The following is a 25,738-nucleotide window of genomic DNA, read 5'->3' as shown; positions in this document are numbered from 1 at the left end:
ATATGCTGGTAGATAATACAATAATAAAGGTACGTTTTAGTGAAGTTGATAGTATGGGCATTTTGTGGCATGGGCATTATATAAAATACTTCGAAGACGGCAGGGAGAGTTTTGGCGCAAAATATGACATAGGTTATATGGATGTATTTAATAACCATGGGTACCTTACTCCGATAGTGAAGGTCGATTGTAATTATAAAAGACCTATAAGATATAATGATAAGGTGGCAGTAGAAACAACCTTCGTCAATACTCCTGCAGCCAAGCTAATCTTTAAATATCGTATCTATAATACTGAAAATAACGAGACTTATGCTACGGGTAGGTCTGAACAGGTTTTTCTTACTGAAGACCATCAGCTACACCTTACAGTCCCTGATTTTTTAGTGGAGTGGAAAAAAAACTGGAATATTGAAATCTAAGAAGATGAAGATTTATTCCGTTGCCGATAATATAACAAGCCCTCTGGGTATTACTACCATAGATAATTTTGAGGCATGTTTAAATGATGAAACCGGTATTAAAACTATAGAGAATTCTGATCTTTACCCAACCTCTTTTTTAGGAGGGTTGATAGAAAAGAATACATTTCCGGAGCTTTTTCAGGAAGACAAATATACTCATCTGGAAAACTTATTTATCCACTCTATTAAAGATGCTTTACAAAAGGCTCCAGAAATTGATGAAGGGAGAACGGCATTAGTAATATCTACAACCAAAGGCAATATCGATTTATTAGCTCCTACTTATAAAGGTGAGATGCCAGCAGAGCGAGTTTTATTGTCTAGTCTGGCAAAAACTTTGTCAGTCTATTTTGGGCTAAGCCACTCAGGAGTGGTAGTATCTAATGCTTGTATTTCAGGAGTGTCGGCCCTGCTTACTGCTAAAATGTTGATTGAAACCGGCCAGTATGATCATGCCATAGTTACTGGTGGGGATATTTTGAGTGAGTTTACCATAAGCGGTTTTCAATGCCTCAAAGCAATGAGCGATGAACCTTGCCAGCCCTATGATACAGATAGAAAAGGGATAAGTTTGGGCGAAGCATGCGGCACTATGATTGTGAGCAATCAACACCCGATTGAAAAGGAGGATAGACCTATGATAGAAATATTAGGAGGAGGTCAGGCCAATGATGCTAATCATATCAGCGGGCCATCTAGAACGGGGGAGGGGTTGAAAAACGCAATAAAGAGAGCTATAAAAGCATCTCATATTTCTATAGAAGATATTGATTATATTAACGCTCATGGCACTGCCACTTCCTTTAATGATGAGATGGAGGCCATTGCTTTTGATACTTTGGGCTTGTCTCAGATTCCTTTGAATAGTTTAAAAGGCTTTTTTGGTCATACGCTTGGAGCGGCCGGAATTATAGAGTCCATAATGACTATTGAACAGATGCGTAGAAATTTACTTATTTCTACCAAGAATTTTAAAAATATGGGAGTAAGTAAAAAGTTGAACATTGTTGAAGAGATTATACCTGAGTTTAAATCTACTTATGCTCTAAAGACCACCTCAGGTTTTGGTGGATGTAATGCTGCTATAATATTTCAGAAATATGGAAACTAGGGTGTTAAAATACGCGGAGATTAATAGTTCTAAAGCCATTAGAAATGGAGAAGTTGTAGTAGATAACCCCAGCCAACTGATAGCAAAAGAATATTTTAAGGAAATATATATGGCTTTGGATCTGAAGTACCCAAAGTTTTATAAAATGGATGGCCTTTGTCAGCTGGCGCTACTGGCTACTGAGATGCTCATAGGAGATGGCGATTATAAGGGGGATGAAATAGCTATTATACTAGGTAATAAAAATGCTTCTTTATCTTCTGATAAACAGCATTATGCAGCAATAGCATCTAAAGAAAACTATTTCCCTAGTCCGGCCGTTTTTGTGTATACCTTGCCTAACATTATGTTGGGGGAGATCTGTATTAAACATAAAATTACCGGTGAGAACTCTTGCTTTATGATGGAAAACATAGATGCGGATTTTTTACATACTTATGTATCCCATTTATTTGAAGCAGATAATTATAAATATTGTATAACAGGTTTTGTGGATTTTACCGAAGAAAATTACATTGCAAAACTTTTTCTTGCAGGAAGTGTAGATAGTTCAGATTCAGAGGCTACCTACAAATTCGATAAAACTTTCAATAAAATTATACCTTAATTAATGGAACAACTGAAGGAAAATTTAAAGGTAGCTATTATAGAAGCGCTAAACCTTGAAGATGTGAGCAAAGAAGAAATTGATAATGAGGCGCCGCTTTTTGGTGCTGGTTTGGGCTTAGATTCGATCGATGCATTGGAACTAATAGTGCTTTTAGAGAAGGAGTATGGAGTAAAGGTGGAGAACCCTGAAGATGGGAAGGATATTTTTCAATCTATCAATACCATTGCGGCCTTCATAGAGAAGAATCAAAAGTAAGTAAATAATGTCTAAGGTATACATTACAGGTTTTGGGATAGTTTCCTCATTAGGAGTAGGGGTAGAATTAAACCTGGCGTCACTAAAAGGTTTTAAGAGTGGTATTAGTATGCCTTCATTTTTACAGACAAGTCATAAAGAATTGCCAGTAGGGGAGCTCAAATTTTCTAATGAGGAGCTGGGTGAGAAACTGAGGATTAAAAAATGCCAGTCTGTATCACGTACTGCTTTGCTAGGCCTTTTGGCTGCAGAGGAGGCTTTAGAGATGGCTTCATTGCAAGAAAGTGATCTTAAAAGAGCAGCATTAATTAATGGAACGAGCGTAGGAGGCATGGATGTGTCTGAGCTGGCTTATCCCTCTGTATTAAACAATTCGCTTAAAGAATATCGTAATGCTTTCGAAAACCATGATTGTGGTGCTATTTCTCAGTACATGGCACGGCATCTGAAAATTCATGGACATATAGAAACTATAAGTACGGCATGTTCTTCTTCCGCTAATAGCATAATGAATGCGGGCCGATTAATTAGAGCAGGTATGGCTGATAAGGTATTAGCTGGAGGAACAGATGCACTTTCTATTTTTACATTAAATGGATTTGGTGCATTAAAAATATTGGATCCACAACATTGTAAACCCTTTGATGCCACCAGAAAAGGGTTGAATCTTGGAGAAGGAGCCGCCTTTTTGGTCTTAGAATCAGAGAGATCTGTGGAAGAGCGAGGAGCGCCAGTACTTGGAGAGCTAGTGGGCTATGGAAACTGTAATGATGCTTATCATCAGACGGCCTCATCGCCAGATGGTCTTGGTGCTTACCTTGCAATGGGTAAAGCACTAAAAATTGCCAATTTATTACCCCAAGAGGTTGATTATATAAATGCTCATGGTACAGGCACACAAAATAATGATATGTCTGAAAGTAAGGCTATAAAGAAGCTTTTTTCTGATGATATTCCGGTTTATAGTTCTACCAAGGCATATACCGGCCATGCACTAGGGGCTGCTGGTGCCATTGAAGCGGTATATTCGCTACTGTCTATTAGAGAGCAAGTAGTATTTCCTAATTTAAATGTTGAAGCACCTATGGATATTCTTCCAGATCCTATCACCAAAGTGCAACCTGCTAAAATTCAGAAGGTTTTGTCTAATTCTTTAGGGTTTGGAGGTAATAGTACGTCCTTAATTTTTTCATCAGCTTCATGAAGGTTTACATTAATTCTACATCGTCCATAAGTCCTCAGCAGTCATTTGATAAAGAAGAATATTTAAAGGATTGGGCTAGTCATGAAGGTACATATCTTAAAGCTCAAGAGCCTATTTATAAAGATATAATTAATCCTCGTCTGCTTAGAAGGATGAGTAGGATTATTAAAATGGGAGTAGCGACCAGCCTTACTGCCTTAAAAGAGGCCGGGGTAGAGAAGCCCGGAGCCATTATAGTGGGTACAGGTTTGGGCTGTATTCAAGATACTGAAAAATTTCTGTCAGACATCGTTACCTCAGAAGAAGGAATATTGTCTCCAACAGCTTTCATACAATCTACCCATAATACCGTAGCTGGGCAAATTGCCTTACTCATCGGTTGTAATGAAGATAATTTTACATACGTGAACAGAGGGCATTCTTTTGAAAATGCGCTTATGGACGGCGTACTTAGAATAAAGGAAGGCAGCAATAATATATTAGTAGCCGGGGCCGATGAAATGACGGATGAAGTGGCCGCTATTATTAAAGCCATGGATTATGACCAAGTGGATGTTTGGGGCGAAGGAGCAAGTGCTTTCGTTTTATCGGTAGAGGGTAGTGAGACATCAGTGGAATTAGTAGGAACGCGGTCACTCAATAACCTTTCAGAGGAAGAGGTCAGTGGCGAGGCTATTGAGTTTCTTTCGCATCATAACCTTACCTCTGAAGATATAGATGTGGTGATAGTAGGTATGAATAAAGAAGAGGACAGCTATATACAAGCTATAAAAGCAGTGATTCCTGATACTACCTTGGTTAATTTCAAGAGGGTGACGGGAGAATTTTTAACGGCAGTGGCATTTGGATATCAGCTGGGAGTAAATGCTTTGTTAACGCAATCTATCAATGATCATTTGATTATTGATAAAGGAGAAAAGACATCTTTTAAGAAAATATTGGTATACAATCATTACTTTGGTTTTAACCACTCATTTGGATTATTATCAAAATGAGTAAGTTTCAAAAGCTTCGGATTATATTCATTGTTACACTGATTATATTATTAGCTTGTGATTATTTTTTGATAACCATTTCGTGGTGGGTATATACACTTCCTTTGAGTCTTTTCATCGGTTGTATTGCAATAGGTTCATCTGTAATGAGGTATAACTTTTTCGTTGACAGTTATAATCACACAGATGCAAAAGAAAACAAGATAGCTATTACTTTTGATGATGGACCTACTGAATACACTCAAGAGATTCTTTCACTTTTAGAAAAATATGAAGCTAAGGCTTCTTTTTTTGTTATAGGAAGAAAAGTGGAAGAGAAGCCAGAGGTAGTTAAGCGTATTTCAGATGCTGGCCACGTTATAGGCAATCACTCATATTCTCATCATTTTTTCTTTTCTCTATTCTCTAAAAGAAGAATTGCTTCAGAAATCATAAAAACCAAAGAGCTGATACAAAGTATCACAGGTGAACCAGTGTGTTATTTTCGCCCACCTTATGGAGTTACAAATCCAGCTATTGCCGCAGCCGTTAATGAGTTAGCAATACCTGTGATTGGCTGGAGTATTCGGTCTTTTGATACACGTACCAGCGATGCTAAAAAAGTAGCAGCTAAAGTAATTTCTATGATAAAACCCGGAAGCGTTATACTTTTGCATGATAGTTTGCCGCATGCGGTTTCCATTTTGGAAGAAATTTTGCAGTATAGCAAACGTAAAAATTATAAATGTGTGACCGTAGACGAGGTCTTTAAGCTTAGGTGATTATGTATAAGTTAGTTATTGGGTTGTTGCTTATTTCAGTTTCAGCAGTTTATGCTCAAAATGAAGAGTTTGCGGCCATGCAAAATATAGAGACTTTTAAAAAAGGGATTAGTGATATGGCCAAGAGCACTACCTCTATTAAAGCTTCTTTTAAACAGGAAAAGTATTTGAGCATTTTGTCAGAGGCAGTTGCCTCTTCAGGTGAAATGTACTTTAAAAAACCAGGAAGGCTTAAATGGGCATATACCAGTCCATATAACTATGCCATAGTTTTAAATGGTGAAGAAATTAAGATTAATGATGAAGGAAAGGTGAATTCATTTGCTATCAACAATAGTAAGGTTTTCAAACAGATTAATGACCTAATCATTAAGAGTGTTCAGGGAGATGTCCTTCAGGAAGATGAGTTCGATATAGTTTTTAAAGAGAGCAAGAGTTTATACCTTGCACAACTTACTCCAATAAATAATAACATTAAAGATTATATCACTCACATAGACGTGTACTTTGAAAAAAATGATTTTAGTGTTAAAAAAATTAAGCTATTTGAGTCTGAGGATGACTACACTTTGATAACTTTTCAGAAAAAGCAGTTTAATGTGAGCATCTCTGATAATGAATTTTCTTTCTAGTAGACTGATTAAAGTAATTTTATTTTTTTCCTTTTGTACCCTATTTGGTAAAACAAGAGCTCAGGAATTCTTAACACCCAATTCATTTCTAGATTCTGGTAAGCCACTGGTGTATAATGCAGTATTTCAATATAAAGAATATAGCTTTAGTGGATTAATGGTTCTAAAAAAGCAAGAGGAAGATTATCGTGTGGTTTTGCTCTCGAAACTGGGGCCCACTATAATGGATTTTTTGCTTACTGAGAATGGGTTGGAGTACATTACCGCACCAGAGGTGATGAAAAAGAAGATAGTGGCTAATCTCATGGAGCAGGATTTTGACCTGCTGGTGTTACAAAAATTAGAAGATGAGCAGAAAATAAGGAATAAGGGAAAAGGATTTAAAGTTAAAGGGAAGCAGCCAATAAAGATTATGTTAGACGAGGAGGCCAGAATTATAGAAGCGAAAACAAATAAATTCTTTTCTATATTGAAGAGTAGGGCCTTATTTTATCATACTAATGATGATGCTATACCGGACGAAATATGTCTTTCACATAAATTTGTGAAAATGAAGATAGAAATGAACCTCTTAAGGCAGTAACTATGTTAAACGGAAGTTTATATAAAATCAATACATGTGAAGATATTGATGATCAAATAGAGGCTGAACTGACTTTGGATCAGAATCACCCTATATTTGAAGGTCACTTTCCAGGGCAGCCAGTATTACCTGGAGTTTGTTTATTAGAAATACTTAAAGACCTGCTAAACACGTATAATGATACCGAATATGTGCTTAGAGATGGTAGTAACATAAAATATATGAAGATGGTAGATCCCAGGCAAAGTCCTGAACTCACCTTTAAAATTAATCAGAAGGCTGAGGACGATAGCCTTCAGGTAAGTGCTACTTCATATATGACTAACGGTGAGGCTAATTTTAAGTTTAAAGGCCTTTTTGTAAAAGAATAGTCATTGAATGGATTACAAGTCTCGTTTCAAAGCACATAAGTGCTGCATCATTATGCCTACCTATAATAATGACCAAACACTGGAGCAGGTCATTACGAGCATATTGCCCTATACTGATGATTTGATAGTGGTAAATGATGGAGCTACAGATAAAACTGCTGATATTCTGGATAAATTCCAGGGACAGATTCAGGTGCTGACCCATGAAGAGAATAAGGGCAAGGGCACAGCTTTACGTAATGGTTTTAAGTATGGAAGGCAGAAGGGGTACGATTATGCCATCACCATAGATAGCGATGGACAGCATTTTGCAGATGATTTTTCCTCCTTTTTAAATGAGATTGATGACAACCCTGATACTTTGGTTATAGGTGCCAGAAATATGACTCAGGAAAATGTGCCTGGTAAAAGTAGCTTCGGCAATAAGTTTTCCAACTTCTGGTTTTTTGTGGATACGGGTATTAAGCTTACAGATACACAGTCGGGCTTTAGGCTCTATCCTATTAAGGCCATGGAGGGCGCCCGCTATATTACTACCCGTTTTGAATTTGAGGTGGAGGTAATAGTGAAAGCCGCATGGCGAGGCATAAAGGTGAAGAATATTCCTATCAAAGTACATTATGAGCCAGGAAAGAAGCGAATTTCTCACTTTAAACCAGCAAAGGATTTCACAAGGATAAGCATATTAAATACCTGGTTTTTTATATTGGCACTGGTTTACTACATACCTAAGCGCTTCCTATTGTCGCTAACTCGGGAGAATATTAGGAAGTTTTTAAAAAAACACCTCTTTAATAAGGATGAGCCGGTTAGAATAAAAGTTTTTTCCATTGGATTTGGTGTGTTTATGGGCATATTCCCAGTCTGGGGCTACCAGATGATTATTGGAGTAGCCATATCTCACTTATTGAAATTGAATAAGGCCTTATTTTTAGTAGCGTCTAATATTAGCTTACCACCATTTATTCCTTTTATAATTTTTGGTAGCTATAAATTAGGAGGTGTTTTTATGGAAAACCCTAAAGACGATTTACTGTTTAGTTCAGGCATGTCATTTGAAACGATAAAAGATAATTTATTTCAATATTTGCTGGGAGCGGTTATACTTTCCTCCGTTATGGGGGCTTTGGCAAGTTTAGTGACTTGGCTATATTTTTTAATAAAAGGCTCAAAAGAACATGAAAAGGAAAATTCTTTAACATCTCACTGATAATCTCCTTACATTTACTAGCATTTTATCGACGCTTTTTTGATCAGCAAATTTGAATGTCTACTCTATTTCATCAGATATATAATCTTATAAGGGCAAGGAAGTTGTTGTCATTATCCTTGCTCGCAATCATCTTGGGGTGGGCTGTTTTTGCCTCTATAAATATTCGGCTGGAAGAGAATATCATCAATATAATGCCTAAAGATGAAACCGTGATGGAGGTAAATGAGGTCTTTGAAGGTATTAAGATTAATAACCGAATAGTATTTCATGTATATAATGTAGATAGTACTAAAGTTACACCCGATTCATTAGTGCAGGTAGCGGCGTTGTTTGCTGATTCTTTAAAAAGTAGTTATCCGGAATATTTTACAGAAATAAAGCTAGAAATTCCTGATCAGCAACTGATGCAGATGTATAATTATTATTATAACAATCTGCCCTATTATCTATTGCCTGAGGACTATGATCACTTAGATAGCACCTTATCAGAGCAAGCTATAAAAGGGTCTATAGAGAGGGTTTATAAGCAACTACTTTCTTCAGTAGGTGTGGCTTCAAAATTCATGATAAAAGATCCTCTAGGCCTTACGGGGAGGCCTCTTCGGCGAATGCAGAAAAATCAGCTGGATGGTAATTTTGGCTTGTATCAGAATAATATTGTAACCAAAGATCATAAGCATCTTATTTTTTTCGTGGTGCTTAGTAATCCGCCTAATGAGACTTCTAACAATGGTAAGTTTATTGAAGGAATAAATCAGCTTCAGAGTAAATTCCGAGAATCACATCCTACGATCGTAGTTGATTATTTTGGCCCTGCGGCGGTAGCTGTAGCCAATGCCAGCAGAATTAAGGCGGATGTGTTTATGACCGTTGGGGTTGCTATGGTAGCTCTTTTAATCTTTATTTCACTGTTTTATCGAAATATAGGTACGTTTTTCATCGTGGTAACTCCAGGTCTTTTTGGAGGTATTATGGCCATTGCTTTTTTAAGTACAGTTCGTCCGGGAGTTTCTATTATTTCGTTAGCAGTGGGATCGGTATTGCTAGGTATAACAATTGATTATGCTCTTCATTTTTTCACACACTACAAAAAGGAGAAAAATTTAAAGAAGTTATTTGAAGATATTACAGGGCCAATGCTTATGAGCAGCCTTACCACTTCTTTTGCCTTCTTTTCATTGATTTTTATTCGATCTTCGGCGCTTCAGGATTTAGGGATTTTTGCCGGAGTCAGTGTTTTAGCTTCTGTCTTTTATACATTAGTTGTGTTGCCTCATGTGGTAAGTAAGCTTGCCCAAAAGGAAGAGGACCATAAGCGTATGAACTTAGTGGAGAGGGTGGTGGATAAGATAGCTACTTATCCTTTTTATAAACGGAAATGGGCTATTGGTGTGTTCGTACTACTTTCTGTGGTGAGCTTGTTTACGTGGAGGCATGTTACTTTTGAAAGTAATATGCTAGAGTTGAATTATATGCCAGATCAGCTACAAGCAAGTCAAGATCGAATAAATACCATCTCTAATTTTACAGCGAATAATATTTATGTGGCATTTAGAGGAGAAAACCTTGATGAAGTACTCCAAAAGAATAAAATCCTTAATCAACAACTTCAGGCGCTAAAAGATGATAGTGCAATCTTTGATTTTTATTCTTTAAACCAAATTATACCTGCCCCTGACCTGAGAGAGAAAAGGGTGAATCAATGGAATGCATTCTGGTTAAAGCATGCCGATGATAGCGTAATGATTCATGTGAATGAAGCTGCGAGGAAATTTGGGTTTAAGGATAATACTTTCAAATCATTTAATAACCTCTTAAATAAAGAGTATAACGATATTTCAAGAGAAGACAAGGAGTCGGTACTTGAATTATATGGTAATGAACTAATTATTGATGAAAGTGATAACCGAGTATCTGTACTTACGGCTGTAACCCTTGAATTATCGAATAAGTCAGCGGTACTTGGAAAGCTGGAGAATATACCTGGTATAATCATTTTAGACAAAGCATACTTAACTAGTAAGCTTGTAGAATTATTAAAACAGGATTTTGGTAGGTTAGTAAATATTTCGCTGGCTGTGGTTTTCCTGATCATCTTAATAAGCTATGGTCGTATAGAACTTACTTTGATTACATTCACCCCTATAATATTAAGTTGGTTATGGGTCTTGGGTCTTATGGGGTGGTTAGGGCTAAGCTTTAACATAGTAAATATTATCATTTGCACTTTCATATTTGGACTCGGAGTAGACTACAGCATCTTTGTGATGCGAGGATTGACCCAAAAATATGCCTATGGTGTTGATAACCTGGTGTCTTACAAGAAGTCTATCATTCTCTCAGTGGTCACTACACTTTTAGGTATTGGAGTGCTGGCTTTAGCTAAACACCCTGCTTTACAGTCAATAGCACTTTTAGCCATTATAGGTATTTTATCAGTAGTGTTTATAACCTTTACAGTGGAACATCTGCTCTATGATATCTTCATTCTTCGTAGAAAGAAGAAAGGGGTGGTGCCTTTTACTCTGAGAGCTTTTGTACTTAGTAGCTTTGCGTTTGGGTGTTTTCTATTTGGTTGCCTGATGCTTTTTTTTGCTAATATTTTATTTAAAATACCAATCGGATCTTTAAAAAGAAGGAAAAGAAGCTTTCATCAGATTATTATGTTTTTCTCCTATTTCGTGATGTACGCCATGCGAAGTGTAAAGAAAAAAATTGAAGGTAAAGAGTATATCGACTATGAAAACCCTTCAGTAATCATTGCCAATCATCATTCATTCATAGACATTTTAGTATTACTCATGCTAAATCCTAAGGTGGTGATGGTCACTAATGACTGGGTGTATAACTCTCCATTATTTGGTAGGTCTATTCGATATGCAGATTTTATTCAAGCTTCTAAAGGCATAGAAAATCAGATAGATAAGATTAAGGATTTGGTAGCAGATGGTTACTCCATTATAGTTTTTCCTGAAGGTACGCGGAGTAGAACTGCTAATTTAGGTAGATTTCATAAGGGAGCTTTTTTTCTGGCAGAGACCCTTGAGCTGGACATTCAACCCGTGGTATTGCATGGCACACATATGTTGATGCCAAGTGGTGATGACTATTGTTTAAGAAGCGGAACTGTAACAATAAAATTCTTACCTAGAATCTGCCACAATGATCGTTCTTATGGAGAAGATTATCGAGAGCGTGCAAAATCAATCACTAAATACTTTAAGGCTGAATATCAGCTGTTGAGAGGGCAGCAGGAGACCATCACTTATTTTAAGAGGAATTTGCTGAAAAATTATTTATACAAGACGCCTGTTATAGAGTGGTACATTAAAATTAAGTATAATATGGAAGGTGGATATAAACTCTTCGATGAGCTAGTTCCACTAAACGCAAAGGTGGTAGATATTGGCTGTGGCTATGGCCCTATGTCTTATGCGTTAGGCTTTAGAAGTTCTCAAAGGGAAATTTTCGGTATTGATTATGATGATCTTAAAATTTGTGTAGCAAATAATTGTCCTGTAAAGCCTGATAATATTCATTTTGAGACATGTGATGCATTAACTTATGAGTTCAGCCAATCAGATGTCTATATTATTAGCGATGTGCTACATTATTTGACTCCAAAAGAACAGAAGTTATTACTGCAAAACGTAGAAAAAAATCTAAGTGCTGGGGGTAGAATTATCATTAGGGATGGTGACAGCTCTAAAAAAGAACGACATAAAGGCACAGTGCTAACGGAAATTTTTTCTACCGGAATAGGGTTTAATAAGACAAGAAACAAGCTTTCATACATTTCATCTGATATGATATCGGATTTTGCAAAGGCTAATAATTTACATTTGGAAATAATAGATAACACCAAGAGGACGTCAAATACCACCTTTGTGTTGAGTCGAAATTAGAGAATGGAGAAATTTGATATCATAATTATAGGTAGTGGACTAGGGGGCTTAGAGTGTGGTACTATACTTAGCAGGGAAGGGTATAAGGTTTTAGTGCTGGAAAAGAATAAGCAAATAGGAGGTAATCTACAGATTTTCTCAAGAAACAAGAGGATTTTTGATACAGGTATTCATTACATAGGCGGGTTAGATGAAGGTCAGAATCTGAATAGGTATTTTAAATATCTAGGTATTATGGATGACCTGAAGCTAAAGAAAATGGATGAAGATGGCTTTGATGTAGTGTCTTTTGAAGGAGATGCTCAGGAATATAAATATGCTCAAGGATATGATAAGTTCATAGATACCATGGTCAGTTATTTCCCTGAGGAAAAAGAGGGAATAGAACAGTATTGTATGAAGATAAAAGAGGTTTGTGCTCACTTTCCAATGTATCGAGTGAAGCCTATGAATCAGTCACCGGGAAATGCATCCTATCTTGATATTAATGCCCGAGATTTTATTAATTCGTGTACCAGTAATAAAAGGCTACAGCAGGTGCTGGCAGGTACTAATGTTTTGTATGCAGGCGAGGGAGATGAAACACCTTTATACGTACATGCCCTCGTTATTAATTCTTATATAGAGAGTTCTTATAAGTGTATAGATGGAGGAGCTCAGATTGCACGTTTGTTGTCAAGGCAGATAAAAGAAGCCGGAGGGAAGATCATTAAACGGGCTAAAGCTACTGATTTTGGGTTTTCTGGTGATAAAATCGAATATGTGCAATTGGATGATGGAAGAAAGTTTTATGGAGATACTTTCATTTCTAATATTCACCCTACGCTTACTTTAGATATGATAGAGGAAGGAAGGATCCGAAAGGCATATCGAAAAAGATTAGAAAGTCTGGAAAACTCCGTTTCAGTATTTATAGTATTCATAGTTCCAAAAAAAGGAGCTATCGAAAATTTCAACTGCAATTATTACCACTACATAAATCATGATGTGTGGAGTGGGGCTCACTATGAAAAAGATCAATGGCCAAAAAGCTATGCTCTTTTTTCAGGAGCATCGAGCAAAGATGAAAAGTATGCGGAAAGCTTAATAGTGATGTCTTATATGAAGTTTGAAGACACGCAGAAGTGGTCTGATAGTTATAACATTGTTTCTAAGGAGTCATACAGAGGTGATGATTATGAACTATTCAAGAAGCAAAAAGCAGAATTACTAATTGATGAATTAGAGAAGAAATTTCCGAATATTAGAGATAAAATCCAGGCTTATTACACATCTACCCCATTAACCAACCGAGATTATATAGGCACTAAAGATGGCGCGCTATATGGCATCAAAAAGGATTATAAAAATCCTATGAAATCATTCATCTCTCCCAAAACTAAGGTTCCAAACTTATTGTTAACAGGGCAGAACTTAAATATGCACGGTGTGCTAGGGGTTACAATTGGAGCAGTTACAACCTGTTCTGAGATTTTGGGGCACCAAACGCTTATGAAGAAAATTTCAGAAACTACCGCAGCTTTGCAGAAGGGATGATTAAGAAGTTTTTCAAATATAAAGTGGTAAGAATTATTCTTTGGCTGCATGTAATAGCCATAGTAATTATCGTTGCACTTGTTCTTTTTTTAACACATTCCACATCGAAAGCCTATCAGGCCGGAATTAAGCATGTCCCTTATGATGCTATTATTGTTCCTGGTTACCCTTATACAGGGTCTTGGCATGATATAATGAAAACGAGAGTTTATTGGGCTGCTCACCTTTGGCAGAAGGGGGCAACGAATCATATTATATTTTCTGGTGGAGCCGTGTATTCTCCCTACGTAGAAAGTATTATTATGAAGCAGTATGCAATAAAATTAGGAGTGCCGGAAGAGGCTATTTTCACAGAAAAACAAGCTGAACATAGTACTGAAAATCTTTTTTATTCTTACCAAATTGCGCAAAAACAAGGATTTCAGAAAGTGGCACTGGCCACCGATCCTGTTCAGTCATTTTTTTTAACTCAATATGCTGATAATAAAGCCTATAATTTAGGTTATTTGCCTATTCAATATGAAATATTGGAAGCCAAAGAGCTTAAAGATTTTTCAATAGATGATAAAGTGGCCTATATTGAAGATTTTGAAGCTTTGCCAGATAGAGAAAGCTTCTGGACTCGTATGAAAGGAACTTTAGGAGGAAATATAGAGTACTTGGAGGTAGAGTAGAGAAAGAAGGAATGAAGAAGAAATTATTAATATCATTTGCTGTACTAGCAGTTGTATGTGTAGTACTGGTTTTTACTTATTATTTGCAGGTAAGGCTTGCACCTCCGGTAGCGCAAAGTGAATTGCCCAAAATATCAGTAGTAAAAAGCTCTAGCAATTATTATCAAACCTCAGATAGCTCTTGGATACAGAGAAATGATCAAGGTATATGGGAGCTGTATCTGCATGGAGGCCCCTTGCAGAGAGGCGTGGCCTTTGGTGAATTGTGCAAGCCGCTCCAAGCAGAAAAGGAAACGGCATTTGTAGGCGAAATAGAAAACAGGGTGCCATCAGCATCCTATTTAAATTTTTTAAAATATTTGGTAGGGTGGTTTAATCGTGATCTTGATGAATACGTTCCAGAAGAATATCTAAAAGAAATCTATGCGGCCTCTCAATACATGCCTGATTCATATGATTATATTGCGCCTAAATACCAAAGAGCTTTAAGTTATCATGCCGCTCATGATATTGGACATGCCCTACAGAATATGAATTTGGTAGGTTGTACAGCATTTGCTGTAAAAGGAGATAAAACGGATAATGGCAAGTTATTATTAGGACGAAATTTTGACTTTTATTTTGGAGAAGATTTCGCAAAAGATAGGGTGGTAGCTTTTTACAACCCTGATAGAGGGCATAAGTTTATGTCTGTAACCTGGGCTTGTTTTAGTGGTGTGGTTTCTGGTATGAATGAAAAGGGACTTACTATTACTCTAAACTCTGATAAATCATCCATTCCTAAAAAAGGAAAAACCCCTGTGTCTTTAATGGCTAGAGAAATATTGCAATATGCTTCTAATATTCAGGAAGCTTATGATATTGCCAAGTCATATGAAACCTTTGTGGCAGAGTCATTTCTGATAGGCTCCAAAGTAGATGGAAAAGCGGTAGTTATAGAAAAAACACCAGATATTACAGCTATCTATGAGGAGGCCGACAATGACTTGGTGGTCACTAATCATTATCAGAGTGAGGAGTTAAAGAACGATGCTCTGAATCAGGAGTACCTCTCAGAGGGAGTCTCAGATTATAGATATGAGCGTGTCCAAGAACTTTTAGACTCTCTTGCTCCACTTACTCCAAATAAGGCCGCCTTTTTATTAAGAAATAAAGAAGGTCTTGGCGGAAATTTCATTGGGTTAGCCAATGAAAAGGCAGTTAATCAGCTAGTTGCGCATCATTCTATTATATTTTCACCAGAAGATATGATGGTTTGGGTCTCGGCTCCCCCATATCAATTAGGTAAATATTTGGCATATGATTTAAATGAAATATTTAGTGCTGAATCAGATAATGTACATTTCAGTTACACTGATTCGGTTAGCATAGATCAAGATCCTTTTTATTCATCAGGTGCTTTCGATGATTTTCGAGACTTTATTGTAGTTAAAGATAAAATACAGCGGTATCTGGCTAAGGGAGAAGGAGAGCTTATAACTGAACAGGAACAGCAGGAATTCATAGATAGTAATCCGAAAGGATATCTCACTTACTATTACTTAGGCGACTATAATAAAACCCTGGAGTTGTGGAGTAAAGCCAAAAAATATTATAATATTGCCCTGCAGTTAGAAATTGCTAGAAAAAGTGAAAGAGAGCATATCCTAGATGGAATAAAGGAATGTGACGCTCATTTAAATTAGATTCAGCTATCAGGTAAATGTTTATCCCTTCTTTAGAAACCTTAGATCATAGTCAGATTAGAGCTTTTCAGCTTCGGGAACTAAAAAAACTATTGACCTACGTAAGCGAATCATCACCATTTTATATAAGCCTCTTTAAGCAAGCTGATATTATGGTAGATGACATCAACTCTTTCACTGATTTTGAAAGGATTCCTCCTACTGATAAAAGTAATCTGCAGCAATTTCAAAAAGATTTTTGGTGTGTATCAACAGATAAGATTCTCGATTATTGCAGCACATCAGGCACTGAAGGTAGGCCGGTGATAGTGCCTCTTACGTCTAATGATTTGGATAGGCTTGCCTATAACGAATCCACATCGCTGACCTGTGCTAATGGGAGCGACAAAGATATTTATCAGCTTACTACCACTATTGATCGTCAGTTTATGGCAGGTTATGCTTATGCTCTGGGCGTAAAAGCAATGGGAGCGGGTATGGTTAGAGTAGGCCCGGGGCTACCGGAACTACAGTGGCGAATGATTAATGAGATAAAGCCTACTGCATTAATAATAGTGCCATCCTTCTTAAATAAGATAATAGACTATGCTTTAGCTAATGATATTGACTTTCAATCGAGCAGTATCACTAAAGCTGTATGTATTGGCGAACCTATTAGACATGCCAATTTTGAACTAAATGCTATTGGTAAGCGAATTACTGAAAAGTGGAATATCAACCTATACTCTACTTACGCATCTACTGAGATGGGTACTGCTTTTACAGAGTGTGAGGCAGGAAGAGGAGGCCACCTAAGACCGGAGTTATTGATCGCTGAAATACTAGATGATAATAATCAACCTGTGAAACCAGGTGAAACCGGAGAGTTAACAATCACCACCTTGGGAGTGGAAGCAATGCCTCTTATCAGATTTAAAACCGGAGATATTTGCTACATGGACTATGAGCCTTGTTCGTGTGGTCGAAATACCTCAAGGTTGAGCCCTATTCTTGGCAGGAAATACCAACTCATAAAGTATAAAGGAACTACATGTTATCCACCCGCTATTTTTGATTTGCTAGATGCCGAAAGAGATATTCTGCATTATCAGGTAGTGGTTGAGTTTGATGAATTTGGTAATGATCTTCTTAAAGTGTTGTACTGTGGAAGGGCTGGATTTGAATCTGGACTTTTATATAAAAAATTCAAGGCAATATTGAGAGTTACGCCGGAATTATATGAGGTATCTGAAGAAGTACTAGTAGCCAGAGTATATCCTAAGACTAGCAGAAAGCCCCTAAAATTCATGGATATGAGGAAATAAGCAAAATTTCTCATAGTTTTGCATCACTCACACGGCTATTCAGATTTCCTGTTTGAATAATGCAAAAATTTAACAGGGAGTATTTGCTTACTCGCATTAAATTACTATCTTTGCAGTCCTTTTGCGGAAAAACCGTAAGAGATATAGCTAAAGTATGCTTATAAAGATTTTAAAATGTCTGGTATTATAGGAAAGAAAATCGGGATGACTAGCGTATACAGTGCCACTGGGAAAAATATCCCATGCACGGTGATAGAGGCTGGTCCTTGTGTGGTTACACAAGTAAAAAATGATGAGACAGACGGATATACGGCTGTTCAGTTGGGCTATGGAGAGCGTAAGGAGAAAAATACTCCTAAAGCTTTACAAGGTCACTTCAAAAAAGCTGGTACTACTCCTAAGAAAGAAGTTGCTGAATTTAGAGATTTCAGAGTAGAGTTTGAAGGATGCGTGCAACTAGGACAAGAAATCAAAGTTGGCGATGTATTCGTTGAAGGAGATTTCGTAGATGCTATTGGAACATCTAAAGGTAAAGGTTTCCAAGGCGTTGTAAAAAGACACGGCTTTGGTGGGGTTGGTCAAAGAACTCACGGACAGCATAATAGAGAGAGAGCACCTGGTTCAATAGGTGGTGCTTCATTCCCAGCTAGGGTATTCAAAGGAATGAGAATGGCTGGAAGAACAGGTGGTAACAGAGTAAAAGTTATTAACCTTCAGGTAGTTAAAATCATACCTGAAAAGAATTTAGTATTAATAAGTGGTTCTGTACCAGGAGCGAATAATTCAACTGTAATTCTCGAGAAGTAATGGACATTTCAGTAGTAAAATATAGTGGTGAAGATACCGGAAGAAAGATAAGTCTTTCTAACGAGGTTTTTGGTGTTGAGCCTAATGATCATGCAATATACCTTGACGTTAAACAATACTTAGCTAATCAAAGACAAGGTACGCATAAGTCGAAAGAAAGAGGTGAGATCAGTGGATCTACCAGAAAGATAAAGAGACAGAAGGGTACTGGTACTGCCAGAGCAGGTAGCATTAAGTCTCCTGTTTTTAGAGGTGGTGGTAGAGTATTTGGTCCTCAGCCAAGAAATTATTCTTTCAAACTGAATAAAAAGTTGAAAGAATTGGCACGTAAGTCAGTACTTACTTATAAGGCTAAGGATAATAGCATCGCAGTAGTAGAAGACTTCAATTTTGAAGCTCCAAAAACTAAGGAGTATATCAAAATGTTAGAAGCTCTTTCTTTAGGAAATAAGAAGACATTACTGGTTCTTTCTGAGGGCAATAAAAATATTGTATTATCAGGAAGAAACGTGCAAAACACAAAAGTGATTACAGCTGATAGCTTAAACACATACGATGTATTGCATGCTGATAATCTAATATTGAGTGAAAGCTCTCTTGAGAAGATTGATAACTTATTGAAGAAATAAAAATGAGCGTTTTAATAAAGCCATTGGTTACAGAGAAAGTTTCTGCTTTAAACGAAAAAGGCAAGTATGGTTTCGTAGTAGACCGCAAAGCTAATAAAGTGGACATAAAAAAGGCTGTAGAAAAGATGTACGGGGTAACCGTAGAAGATGTGAACACGATGAACTATTTGGGTAAAACAAAATCCAGATATACTAAGTCTAAAGTGATCACTGGAAGAACTCCGTCGTTCAAAAAGGCTATCGTTACCGTAGCGGATGGTGAAGTAATCGATTTTTACAGCGAAATTTAATCATTAGAAAAGATGGCAATTAAGAAATTAAGACCGATTACTCCAGGACAGAGATACAGAATTGCTCCAGCTTTTACTGAGGTAACTAAATCTACTCCGGAGAAATCTTTGGTCTCTATTAAAAAGAGATCAGGAGGTAGAAACAACAGCGGTAAGATGACCATGAGATATATTGGTGGTGGTCACAAAAAGAAAAGCCGTATCGTTGATTTCAAAAGAAATAAGTTTGATATACCAGCTACTGTAAAGGCGATAGAGTATGATCCTACTAGATCAGCTCGTTTAGCTTTATTATATTATGCTGATGGAGCAAAAACATATATTTTGGCTCCAGAGGGATTGGCAGTAGGTACTGTATTAACTTCTGGTGAAAGTGTAGCTCCTGAAGTGGGTAATGCCCTTCCTCTAGCTAAAATACCTTTAGGTACAATCGTTCATAATATTGAATTGAAACCTGGAAAAGGCGGTGCTTTAGCAAGAAGCGCAGGATCTTATGCGCAGTTAACAGCTCGTGAGGGTAAATACGCTACTTTGAAATTACCTTCTGGTGAAACTAGAAGAGTATTGGTTACTTGTTTAGCTACTGTAGGTTCTGTATCTAACTCCGATCACATGAATGTGAAACTTGGTAAAGCAGGTAGAAACAGATGGTTGGGAAGAAGACCTAGAACAAGAGGTGTAGCCATGAACCCTGTTGATCACCCTATGGGTGGTGGTGAAGGTAGATCTTCTGGAGGTCACCCTAGATCACGCAAGGGCTTGTTAGCTAAAGGTAAGAAAACAAGAACGCCTAAGAAATATTCAAACAATCTTATAATTAGTAGAGGTAAGAAGAAAAAATAATGGCTAGATCACTTAAAAAAGGACCATATATAGATTTCAGGCTCGACAAGAAAGTCGACGCTATGAACGATTCAGGAAAAAAATCTGTGATCAAGACCTGGTCAAGAAGGTCAATGATCTCGCCAGATTTTGTAGGACATACTTTTGCTGTACATAATGGTAATAAGTTTATTCCTGTTTATGTAACTGAAAATATGGTGGGACACAAGCTTGGTGAGTTTGCTCCTACTAGAAACTTCAGAGGTCACGTTGGTAAAAAAGACAAAGGTAAAAGATAATTATGGAGGCAGTAGCTAAATTAAAGAATGTACCTACTTCACCTCGAAAGATGAGATTGGTTGCCGATCTTATCAGAGGAGAGAGAGTTAATAAGGCACTAAATATATTGAAATTTGAGCCTAAGCAAGGTGCTGCCAGGCTTGAAAAGTTATTACTTTCTGCTATTTCAAACTGGCAGCAAAGTAATGAGGACGTTGACTTAGAAGATGCGGATCTGTATGTGAAAAGCATTCAAGTTGATAGCGGTAAAATACTTAAGCGTTTAAGACCTGCACCTCAGGGAAGAGCGCATAGAATAAGAAAGAGATCTAATCACGTAACTTTAGTCTTGGATAGTCTTTCCCCTGTTCAGGAAGAGGTTGAAAAACCTGCAAAGAAGGAGACCAAAAAGACTAAAAAATCAGATAATAAAGAAGATAAATAATGGGACAAAAAGTTAACCCTGTAGCTTTTAGATTAGGTATCATCAAAGGTTGGGATTCCAGCTGGTATGGTGGTAAGGATTTTTCTGATAAATTGGTTGAAGACCACAACATCAGAAACTATATAGCAGCTCGTATACCAAAAGGGGGTATATCTAAAGTTGTTATCGAAAGAACTCTCAAAAGAATCACACTTACAGTTCATACTGCACGTCCAGGAGTAGTTATTGGTAAAGGAGGCGCGGAAGTAGATAAGATTAAGGAAGAGTTGAAGAAATTAACTGGTAAAGATGTTCAAATCAATATCTTCGAAGTTAAACGTCCTGAACTCGACGCCAAATTAGTAGGTGAATCAATAGCTCAGCAGTTACAAGCTCGTATTTCTTATAGAAGAGCTATGAAGCAAGCCATTGCTTCTGCAATGAGAGTTGGAGCTCAGGGAATTAAAATTAAAGTTTCTGGTCGTTTAGGAGGTGCTGAAATGGCACGTACTGAACAGTACAAGGACGGTCGTATTCCATTGCATACCTTGAGAGCTGATATCGATTATGCTATTAGTGAAGCTAATACTGTATATGGTAAGATCGGTATAAAGGTGTGGATCTTCAAAGGTGAAGTTTACGGAAAGAGAGATCTCTCTCCTAACGTTGGTCTTGCAAATTCAGGATCAGGTAACTCTGGAAGAGGAGGAAGAAAAAGAGGCGGAGACGGCGGTCCTAAGAGAAGAAGAAATAAATAGTTTTTAATTGGAAGAAGTGCGAAGGCACGGTCTAAATTTCATAAAATATTATGTTACAGCCAAAGAGAGTTAAATTCAGGAAAAAACAAAAGGGTAGAATCAAAGGAATTGCCCAAAGAGGACATAGAATAGCTTTCGGTGCTTTTGCAATAAAGGCATTAGAGCCAGGATGGATCACATCAAGACAAATAGAAGCGGCAAGGATAGCCATGACTAGAGCGATGAAACGTGAAGGTCAGGTTTGGATTCGAATTTTTCCTGATAAGCCTGTAACCAAAAAACCTGCAGAGGTAAGGATGGGTAAAGGTAAAGGTGCTCCTGAGTATTGGGTAGCTGTTGTTAAACCAGGTACTATCCTATTCGAAGCAGGTGGTATTAAGAAGGAGCTTGCACAGGAGGCGTTGAGATTAGCACAACAGAAGCTTCCAATTAAAACTAAATTTTCAGTACGCAGAGATTACGTAGAATCATAAGAAAAATGAAAAATTCGGAAATAAAAGCACTAAATATAGAAGAGCTAAACCAAAGGTTAGCTGGTGAGGAAGAGGCGTACCGAAAAATGAAGTTTGCTCATGCTATATCGCCTATTGAAAATCCTATGAAAATTAAGGAGACTCGTAGGTTAATTGCCAGATTGAAGACTGAATTAACGGCTAAAAAACTTGCTAAATAATATTTAAATGGAGTCTAGAAAATTAAGAAAAGAAAGAATAGGGCAGGTTGTAAGCAACAAGATGGAGAAATCTATCACTGTAAGTGTACAACGTAAAGAAAAACACCCTATCTATGGTAAGTTTGTAAATAAAACTACCAAGTTTACGGCTCATGACGAAAAGAACGAGTGCGGAATTGGCGACACCGTTCGTATAATGGAAACTCGTCCTTTGAGTAAAAATAAAAGGTGGAGATTAGTTGAAATCATCGAAAAGGCTAAATAATAATGATACAGCAAGAGTCTAGATTAAATGTAGCAGATAACAGCGGAGCAAAAGAAGTTCTTTGTATTCGTGTGTTAGGAGGTACTGGAAAGAAATACGCTTCAGTAGGAGATAAGATTGTTGTATCAGTTAAGTCTGCACTTTCTTCCAGTAACTTAAAAAAAGGTACGGTTTCTAAAGCGGTTATCGTTCGTACCAAAAAAGAAGTTAGAAGAAAAGATGGGTCTTATATCAGATTTGAGGATAACGCAGCAGTTCTTTTAACAGCAAATGACGAGCCGAGAGGTACTCGTATTTTTGGACCTGTGGCTAGAGAGTTGCGTGAAAAGCAATTCATGAAAATTGTTTCACTAGCACCTGAAGTATTATAATCATGGAGAGATCAAAAAATAAACAAGCTAAACTACACATTAGAAAAGGAGATAAGGTAAAAGTTATTTCTGGAAACTCTAAAGGTAAGGAGGGTGAAGTTTTAGAAGTAATAACCTCAAAGCAAAGAGCTATTGTGCAAGGTGTTAATATGGTTACTAAGCATGTTAAACCTTCTGCTGATAACCCTGAGGGTGGAATAAAGAAAACTGAGGCAGCTATACATATAAGCAATTTGATGCTTATTGATCCAGCTACTGGTGATGCGGTAAGAACAGGTAGAAAGGAGAACCCAGATAAGGGGGATAAGCTGCAGAGATATTCTAAGAAAACTGGAGAATTTATATAAAATGGCTAATCCAAGATTAAAAGATAAATACCAAAAGGAAATTGTGTCTGCCTTAAAAGACAAATTTCAGTATAAGTCAATAATGCAGGTACCCAAGGTGGTGAAAGTATGTATCAATAAGGGTATAGGTGCAGCTGTTGCTGATAAAAAATTAGTTGATATAGGCCTGGAAGAACTAACTACAATTTCTGGTCAAAAGGCTGTTGCAACGAAGTCTAAGAAATCTATCTCAAACTTTAAGTTAAGAGATGGTATGCCTATCGGAGCCAGAGTGACTCTTAGAGGAGATAAAATGTATGAATTTATGGATCGTTTGATGTCCATTGCATTACCTCGAGTTAGAGATTTTAGAGGAATTAGTGATAAAGGATTTGACGGTAGAGGTAACTATACCTTAGGTGTTAAAGAACAAATTATATTTCCTGAAATAAGTATCGATAAGGTTAATAAAATCAGTGGTATGGATATTACATTCGTAACTACTGCTGAAACAGACGAAGAAAGTTACGAGTTGCTAAAGGCATTCGGTATGCCATTCGCAAATAAAAACTAAAATATTATGGCAAGAAAAGCTGTTATAGCAAGAGAAAAGAAAAGAGAAAGACTTGTGGCTAAGTATGCCGCTAAGAGAAAAGCTCTTAAAGAAGCTGGTGATTATGAAGCATTGGATAAATTACCAAGAAATGCTTCTCCGGTAAGATTACACAATAGATGTAAGCTTACAGGTAGACCTAAAGGTTATATGAGGAAATTTGGAATTTCTAGGGTAACATTTAGGGAGATGGCTTCTGAAGGGAAAATACCAGGCGTTACTAAAGCCAGTTGGTAAAAAATTCTCTTTTATTTTTATTCAAAGAAATTGTTCTGTATCTTTGCAGGCCTGTTTGAGCAGGGTTGCAATTTTACGTTAGATAAAGAAGAAAATGACAGATCCAATAGCAGATTATTTAACCAGGCTTAGAAATGCAATCAAAGCCCGTCACAGAATAGTAGATATTCCTGCTTCTAATATAAAGAAGGAAATGACGAAAGTGTTGCATAATAAAGGATATATCCTTAACTATAAGTTTGAGGAGACTGATAATCATCAGGGAAATATCAAAATAGCTCTGAAATATAATACAGAGACAAAAAAGCCTGCTATTTACCACATCGAGAGGGTAAGTAAGCCTGGTTTAAGAAAGTATGCTCAGGCAGATGCACTTCCAAGAGTACTGAATGGTCTTGGCGTAGCTATTTTATCTACTTCTAAGGGAGTAATAACAGATAAAGAAGCTAAAGACCTTCATATTGGTGGTGAGGTATTGTGTTACGTATATTAATTAAATAATAATGTCAAGAATAGGGAAAAAACCGATTAAGCTCGTAAATGGTGTTACTTACACATACGACAAAGAAGCTGGAGTCGTTACAGTAAAAGGACCTAAAGGAGAGCTTACGCAAGAAATTGATCCTTCCTTCAAATTGGTTGAAAATGAAGGCGAGTTGATTCTGGACAGGCCGACTGAGCAGAAAAGACATAAAGCAATGCATGGCTTGTACCGTTCGCTTATAAACAACATGTTTGTGGGCGTAAGCGAAGGATATCAAAAGAAATTGGAATTAGTGGGTGTTGGTTATAAAGCCACTGCTCAGAATAATGTATTGGAATTAAGTCTTGGATATTCACACAATATCTTTCTTGCTATTCCATCCGAAATTTCTGTGAATGCTGAAACAGAAAAAGGAAAGAATCCTGTTGTTACCTTAGAAGGGTCCGATAAGCAATTGATTGGCCAGGTAGCAGCTAAAATTAAGGCTCTTAGACCGGTTGAACCATACAAAGGTAAGGGTGTAAGATTTGTAGGAGAAATAGTAAGACGTAAAGCTGGTAAGCAAGCTGCTAAATAATTAGGATATGGCATTAAATAAACATAAAAGAAGACTTAGAATAAAGAAAGGTATCAGAAACAAAATTTCTGGTACTGCTGATAAGCCAAGATTATCTGTTTTCAAAAGCAATAAAGGAATATATGCTCAGTTAATAGATGATACAAAAGGACATACATTATTGGCTAGCTCTTCCAAAGATATTGATGAAGAAGGTCTTAATGTGGATGTTAGTAAAAACGTTGGTCTTAAGCTTGCTGAAAAAGCCAAAGCTGACGGAATTGAAAAAGTTGTATTTGATAGGAGTGGTTATCTTTATCATGGTAGAGTGAAAGCTTTAGCTGAAGGTGCCAGAGAGGGAGGTCTAAAATTTTAAAGCGATATGTCTCAGAGTAATATAAGATCAGTAAAAGCTAGCGAAATAGACCTTAAAGAAAAGGTTGTTGCCATAAAAAGGGTAGCTAAAGTAGTAAAAGGTGGTAGAAGATTTAGTTTTTCAGCGATAGTAGTTGTTGGTAATGGTAATGGAGTTGTGGGTTACGGATTAGGTAAGGCTAATGAGGTAACAGACGCCATCACAAAAGGTATAGATGACGCTAAAAAGAATCTTGTTCAAGTACCTATTATAAAAGGAACCGTTCCTCACGAATCAATTGGTAAGTTTGGTGGAGGTTTTGTATTGTTAAAGCCTGCGGCTCCTGGTACTGGAGTAATAGCGGGTGGTGCGATGCGTGCTGTATTAGAAAGTGCTGGAGTACACAATGTGTTGGCCAAGTCGAAAGGATCATCTAACCCTCATAACGTGGTTAAAGCTACTTTTGATGCTTTGACAAACATGAGAGATCCATTTACAGTAGCTCAAGACAGAGGAGTTTCTTTATCTAAAGTTTTTAACGGTTAA

Annotated in this window: 34 protein-coding genes; all 34 read left to right on the top strand. The window is 37.1% G+C overall.

The features are described 5' to 3' along the window. Positions 1–2 precede the first annotated feature (2 nt). On the top strand, positions 3–422 hold the full coding sequence (locus JL102_RS11900) for an acyl-CoA thioesterase (RefSeq protein WP_202244637.1): 420 nt from the start codon (positions 3–5) through the stop codon (positions 420–422). 4 nt (positions 423–426) lie between these two features. Next, positions 427–1,575: a beta-ketoacyl synthase N-terminal-like domain-containing protein gene (locus JL102_RS11895; RefSeq protein WP_202244636.1), complete on the top strand. Its 1,149-nt coding sequence runs from the start codon at positions 427–429 to the stop codon at positions 1,573–1,575. Next, on the top strand, positions 1,565–2,182 hold the full coding sequence (locus JL102_RS11890; RefSeq protein WP_202244635.1) for a beta-ketoacyl-[acyl-carrier-protein] synthase family protein: 618 nt from the start codon (positions 1,565–1,567) through the stop codon (positions 2,180–2,182). Before JL102_RS11895 ends, JL102_RS11890 begins: the two co-directional genes overlap by 11 nt. A 3-nt stretch (positions 2,183–2,185) precedes the next feature. Beyond that, on the top strand, positions 2,186–2,440 hold the full coding sequence (locus tag JL102_RS11885; RefSeq protein WP_202244634.1) for a phosphopantetheine-binding protein: 255 nt from the start codon (positions 2,186–2,188) through the stop codon (positions 2,438–2,440). 7 nt (positions 2,441–2,447) lie between these two features. Further along, the gene (locus JL102_RS11880; protein ID WP_202244633.1) at positions 2,448–3,644 is read left to right on the top strand and encodes a beta-ketoacyl-[acyl-carrier-protein] synthase family protein; all 1,197 of its coding nucleotides are present in this window, start codon (positions 2,448–2,450) and stop codon (positions 3,642–3,644) included. Further along, complete coding sequence (locus tag JL102_RS11875) at positions 3,641–4,639, top strand: beta-ketoacyl synthase chain length factor (protein ID WP_202244632.1); 999 nt, start codon at positions 3,641–3,643, stop codon at positions 4,637–4,639. Before JL102_RS11880 ends, JL102_RS11875 begins: the two co-directional genes overlap by 4 nt. Then, entirely contained in the window at positions 4,636–5,400 is a 765-nt protein-coding gene (locus tag JL102_RS11870; RefSeq protein WP_202244631.1) for a polysaccharide deacetylase family protein, read from the top strand. Before JL102_RS11875 ends, JL102_RS11870 begins: the two co-directional genes overlap by 4 nt. A gap of 2 nt (positions 5,401–5,402) precedes the next feature. After that, a complete protein-coding gene (locus JL102_RS11865; protein ID WP_202244630.1) occupies positions 5,403–6,032 on the top strand; it encodes a LolA family protein in 630 nt (209 codons plus the stop codon). Beyond that, positions 6,016–6,615: a hypothetical protein gene (locus tag JL102_RS11860; RefSeq protein ID WP_202244629.1), complete on the top strand. Its 600-nt coding sequence runs from the start codon at positions 6,016–6,018 to the stop codon at positions 6,613–6,615. Before JL102_RS11865 ends, JL102_RS11860 begins: the two co-directional genes overlap by 17 nt. A gap of 2 nt (positions 6,616–6,617) precedes the next feature. Then, positions 6,618–6,986, top strand: coding sequence for a 3-hydroxyacyl-ACP dehydratase (locus JL102_RS11855; protein WP_202244628.1), 369 nt, complete (start codon positions 6,618–6,620; stop codon positions 6,984–6,986). 7 nt (positions 6,987–6,993) lie between these two features. Further along, positions 6,994–8,196: a DUF2062 domain-containing protein gene (locus JL102_RS11850; protein WP_202244627.1), complete on the top strand. Its 1,203-nt coding sequence runs from the start codon at positions 6,994–6,996 to the stop codon at positions 8,194–8,196. Between the two features lie 56 nt (positions 8,197–8,252). Next, entirely contained in the window at positions 8,253–12,104 is a 3,852-nt protein-coding gene (locus JL102_RS11845) for a 1-acyl-sn-glycerol-3-phosphate acyltransferase (RefSeq protein ID WP_202244626.1), read from the top strand. 3 nt (positions 12,105–12,107) lie between these two features. Next, complete coding sequence (locus JL102_RS11840) at positions 12,108–13,640, top strand: phytoene desaturase family protein (RefSeq protein ID WP_202244625.1); 1,533 nt, start codon at positions 12,108–12,110, stop codon at positions 13,638–13,640. Then, a complete protein-coding gene (locus JL102_RS11835; RefSeq protein WP_202244624.1) occupies positions 13,637–14,314 on the top strand; it encodes a YdcF family protein in 678 nt (225 codons plus the stop codon). Before JL102_RS11840 ends, JL102_RS11835 begins: the two co-directional genes overlap by 4 nt. Positions 14,315–14,325: 11 nt before the next feature. Further along, on the top strand, positions 14,326–15,999 hold the full coding sequence (locus tag JL102_RS11830; protein ID WP_202244623.1) for a C45 family autoproteolytic acyltransferase/hydolase: 1,674 nt from the start codon (positions 14,326–14,328) through the stop codon (positions 15,997–15,999). A gap of 17 nt (positions 16,000–16,016) precedes the next feature. After that, a complete protein-coding gene (locus tag JL102_RS11825; RefSeq protein WP_202244622.1) occupies positions 16,017–17,303 on the top strand; it encodes a phenylacetate--CoA ligase family protein in 1,287 nt (428 codons plus the stop codon). Positions 17,304–17,477: 174 nt separating this feature from the next. Then, positions 17,478–18,110 carry a 50S ribosomal protein L3 gene (gene rplC / locus JL102_RS11820; RefSeq protein WP_202244621.1) on the top strand — a complete coding sequence of 211 codons (633 nt, stop codon included), beginning with the start codon at positions 17,478–17,480 and terminating at the stop codon, positions 18,108–18,110. Further along, positions 18,110–18,739, top strand: coding sequence for a 50S ribosomal protein L4 (gene rplD / locus JL102_RS11815; protein WP_202244620.1), 630 nt, complete (start codon positions 18,110–18,112; stop codon positions 18,737–18,739). The genes rplC and rplD overlap by 1 nt, the downstream gene beginning before the upstream one ends. Before the next feature lie 2 nt (positions 18,740–18,741). Further along, positions 18,742–19,029, top strand: coding sequence for a 50S ribosomal protein L23 (gene rplW / locus JL102_RS11810; protein WP_202244619.1), 288 nt, complete (start codon positions 18,742–18,744; stop codon positions 19,027–19,029). Between the two features lie 12 nt (positions 19,030–19,041). Continuing rightward, the gene (rplB, locus tag JL102_RS11805; protein ID WP_202244618.1) at positions 19,042–19,872 is read left to right on the top strand and encodes a 50S ribosomal protein L2; all 831 of its coding nucleotides are present in this window, start codon (positions 19,042–19,044) and stop codon (positions 19,870–19,872) included. Further along, complete coding sequence (rpsS, locus tag JL102_RS11800; RefSeq protein ID WP_202244617.1) at positions 19,872–20,150, top strand: 30S ribosomal protein S19; 279 nt, start codon at positions 19,872–19,874, stop codon at positions 20,148–20,150. Before rplB ends, rpsS begins: the two co-directional genes overlap by 1 nt. A gap of 2 nt (positions 20,151–20,152) precedes the next feature. Continuing rightward, positions 20,153–20,575 (top strand): 50S ribosomal protein L22, encoded by a 423-nt coding sequence (rplV, locus tag JL102_RS11795; RefSeq protein ID WP_202244616.1) that lies wholly within the window; start codon positions 20,153–20,155, stop codon positions 20,573–20,575. Then, positions 20,575–21,312, top strand: a complete 738-nt coding sequence (rpsC, locus tag JL102_RS11790; RefSeq protein WP_202244615.1) for a 30S ribosomal protein S3 — start codon at positions 20,575–20,577, stop codon at positions 21,310–21,312. Before rplV ends, rpsC begins: the two co-directional genes overlap by 1 nt. A 50-nt stretch (positions 21,313–21,362) precedes the next feature. Then, positions 21,363–21,785, top strand: a complete 423-nt coding sequence (gene rplP, locus JL102_RS11785; RefSeq protein ID WP_202244614.1) for a 50S ribosomal protein L16 — start codon at positions 21,363–21,365, stop codon at positions 21,783–21,785. Positions 21,786–21,790: 5 nt separating this feature from the next. Continuing rightward, positions 21,791–21,985 carry a 50S ribosomal protein L29 gene (rpmC, locus tag JL102_RS11780; protein ID WP_202244613.1) on the top strand — a complete coding sequence of 65 codons (195 nt, stop codon included), beginning with the start codon at positions 21,791–21,793 and terminating at the stop codon, positions 21,983–21,985. 7 nt (positions 21,986–21,992) lie between these two features. After that, a complete protein-coding gene (gene rpsQ / locus JL102_RS11775) occupies positions 21,993–22,250 on the top strand; it encodes a 30S ribosomal protein S17 (RefSeq protein ID WP_202244612.1) in 258 nt (85 codons plus the stop codon). A 2-nt stretch (positions 22,251–22,252) separates the two neighbouring features. Beyond that, positions 22,253–22,621 (top strand): 50S ribosomal protein L14, encoded by a 369-nt coding sequence (gene rplN / locus JL102_RS11770; protein WP_202244611.1) that lies wholly within the window; start codon positions 22,253–22,255, stop codon positions 22,619–22,621. 2 nt (positions 22,622–22,623) lie between these two features. After that, entirely contained in the window at positions 22,624–22,968 is a 345-nt protein-coding gene (gene rplX / locus JL102_RS11765) for a 50S ribosomal protein L24 (protein ID WP_202244610.1), read from the top strand. 1 nt (position 22,969) lies between these two features. Then, a complete protein-coding gene (rplE, locus tag JL102_RS11760) occupies positions 22,970–23,521 on the top strand; it encodes a 50S ribosomal protein L5 (RefSeq protein WP_202244609.1) in 552 nt (183 codons plus the stop codon). A gap of 6 nt (positions 23,522–23,527) precedes the next feature. Then, positions 23,528–23,797, top strand: a complete 270-nt coding sequence (gene rpsN, locus JL102_RS11755) for a 30S ribosomal protein S14 (RefSeq protein ID WP_202244608.1) — start codon at positions 23,528–23,530, stop codon at positions 23,795–23,797. 94 nt (positions 23,798–23,891) lie between these two features. Continuing rightward, the gene (rpsH, locus tag JL102_RS11750; protein ID WP_202244607.1) at positions 23,892–24,290 is read left to right on the top strand and encodes a 30S ribosomal protein S8; all 399 of its coding nucleotides are present in this window, start codon (positions 23,892–23,894) and stop codon (positions 24,288–24,290) included. A 10-nt stretch (positions 24,291–24,300) separates the two neighbouring features. Further along, positions 24,301–24,858 (top strand): 50S ribosomal protein L6, encoded by a 558-nt coding sequence (rplF, locus tag JL102_RS11745; RefSeq protein WP_202244606.1) that lies wholly within the window; start codon positions 24,301–24,303, stop codon positions 24,856–24,858. Between the two features lie 7 nt (positions 24,859–24,865). Further along, complete coding sequence (gene rplR, locus JL102_RS11740; RefSeq protein WP_202244605.1) at positions 24,866–25,213, top strand: 50S ribosomal protein L18; 348 nt, start codon at positions 24,866–24,868, stop codon at positions 25,211–25,213. 6 nt (positions 25,214–25,219) lie between these two features. Then, positions 25,220–25,738 (top strand): 30S ribosomal protein S5, encoded by a 519-nt coding sequence (gene rpsE / locus JL102_RS11735; protein ID WP_202244604.1) that lies wholly within the window; start codon positions 25,220–25,222, stop codon positions 25,736–25,738.

Source organism: Fulvivirga sediminis (assembly GCF_016757215.1).
Classification (GTDB): domain Bacteria; phylum Bacteroidota; class Bacteroidia; order Cytophagales; family Cyclobacteriaceae; genus Fulvivirga; species Fulvivirga sediminis.
The sequence above is the reverse complement of the archived record's forward strand: the minus strand, read 5'-3'. Positions and strand labels throughout refer to the sequence as shown.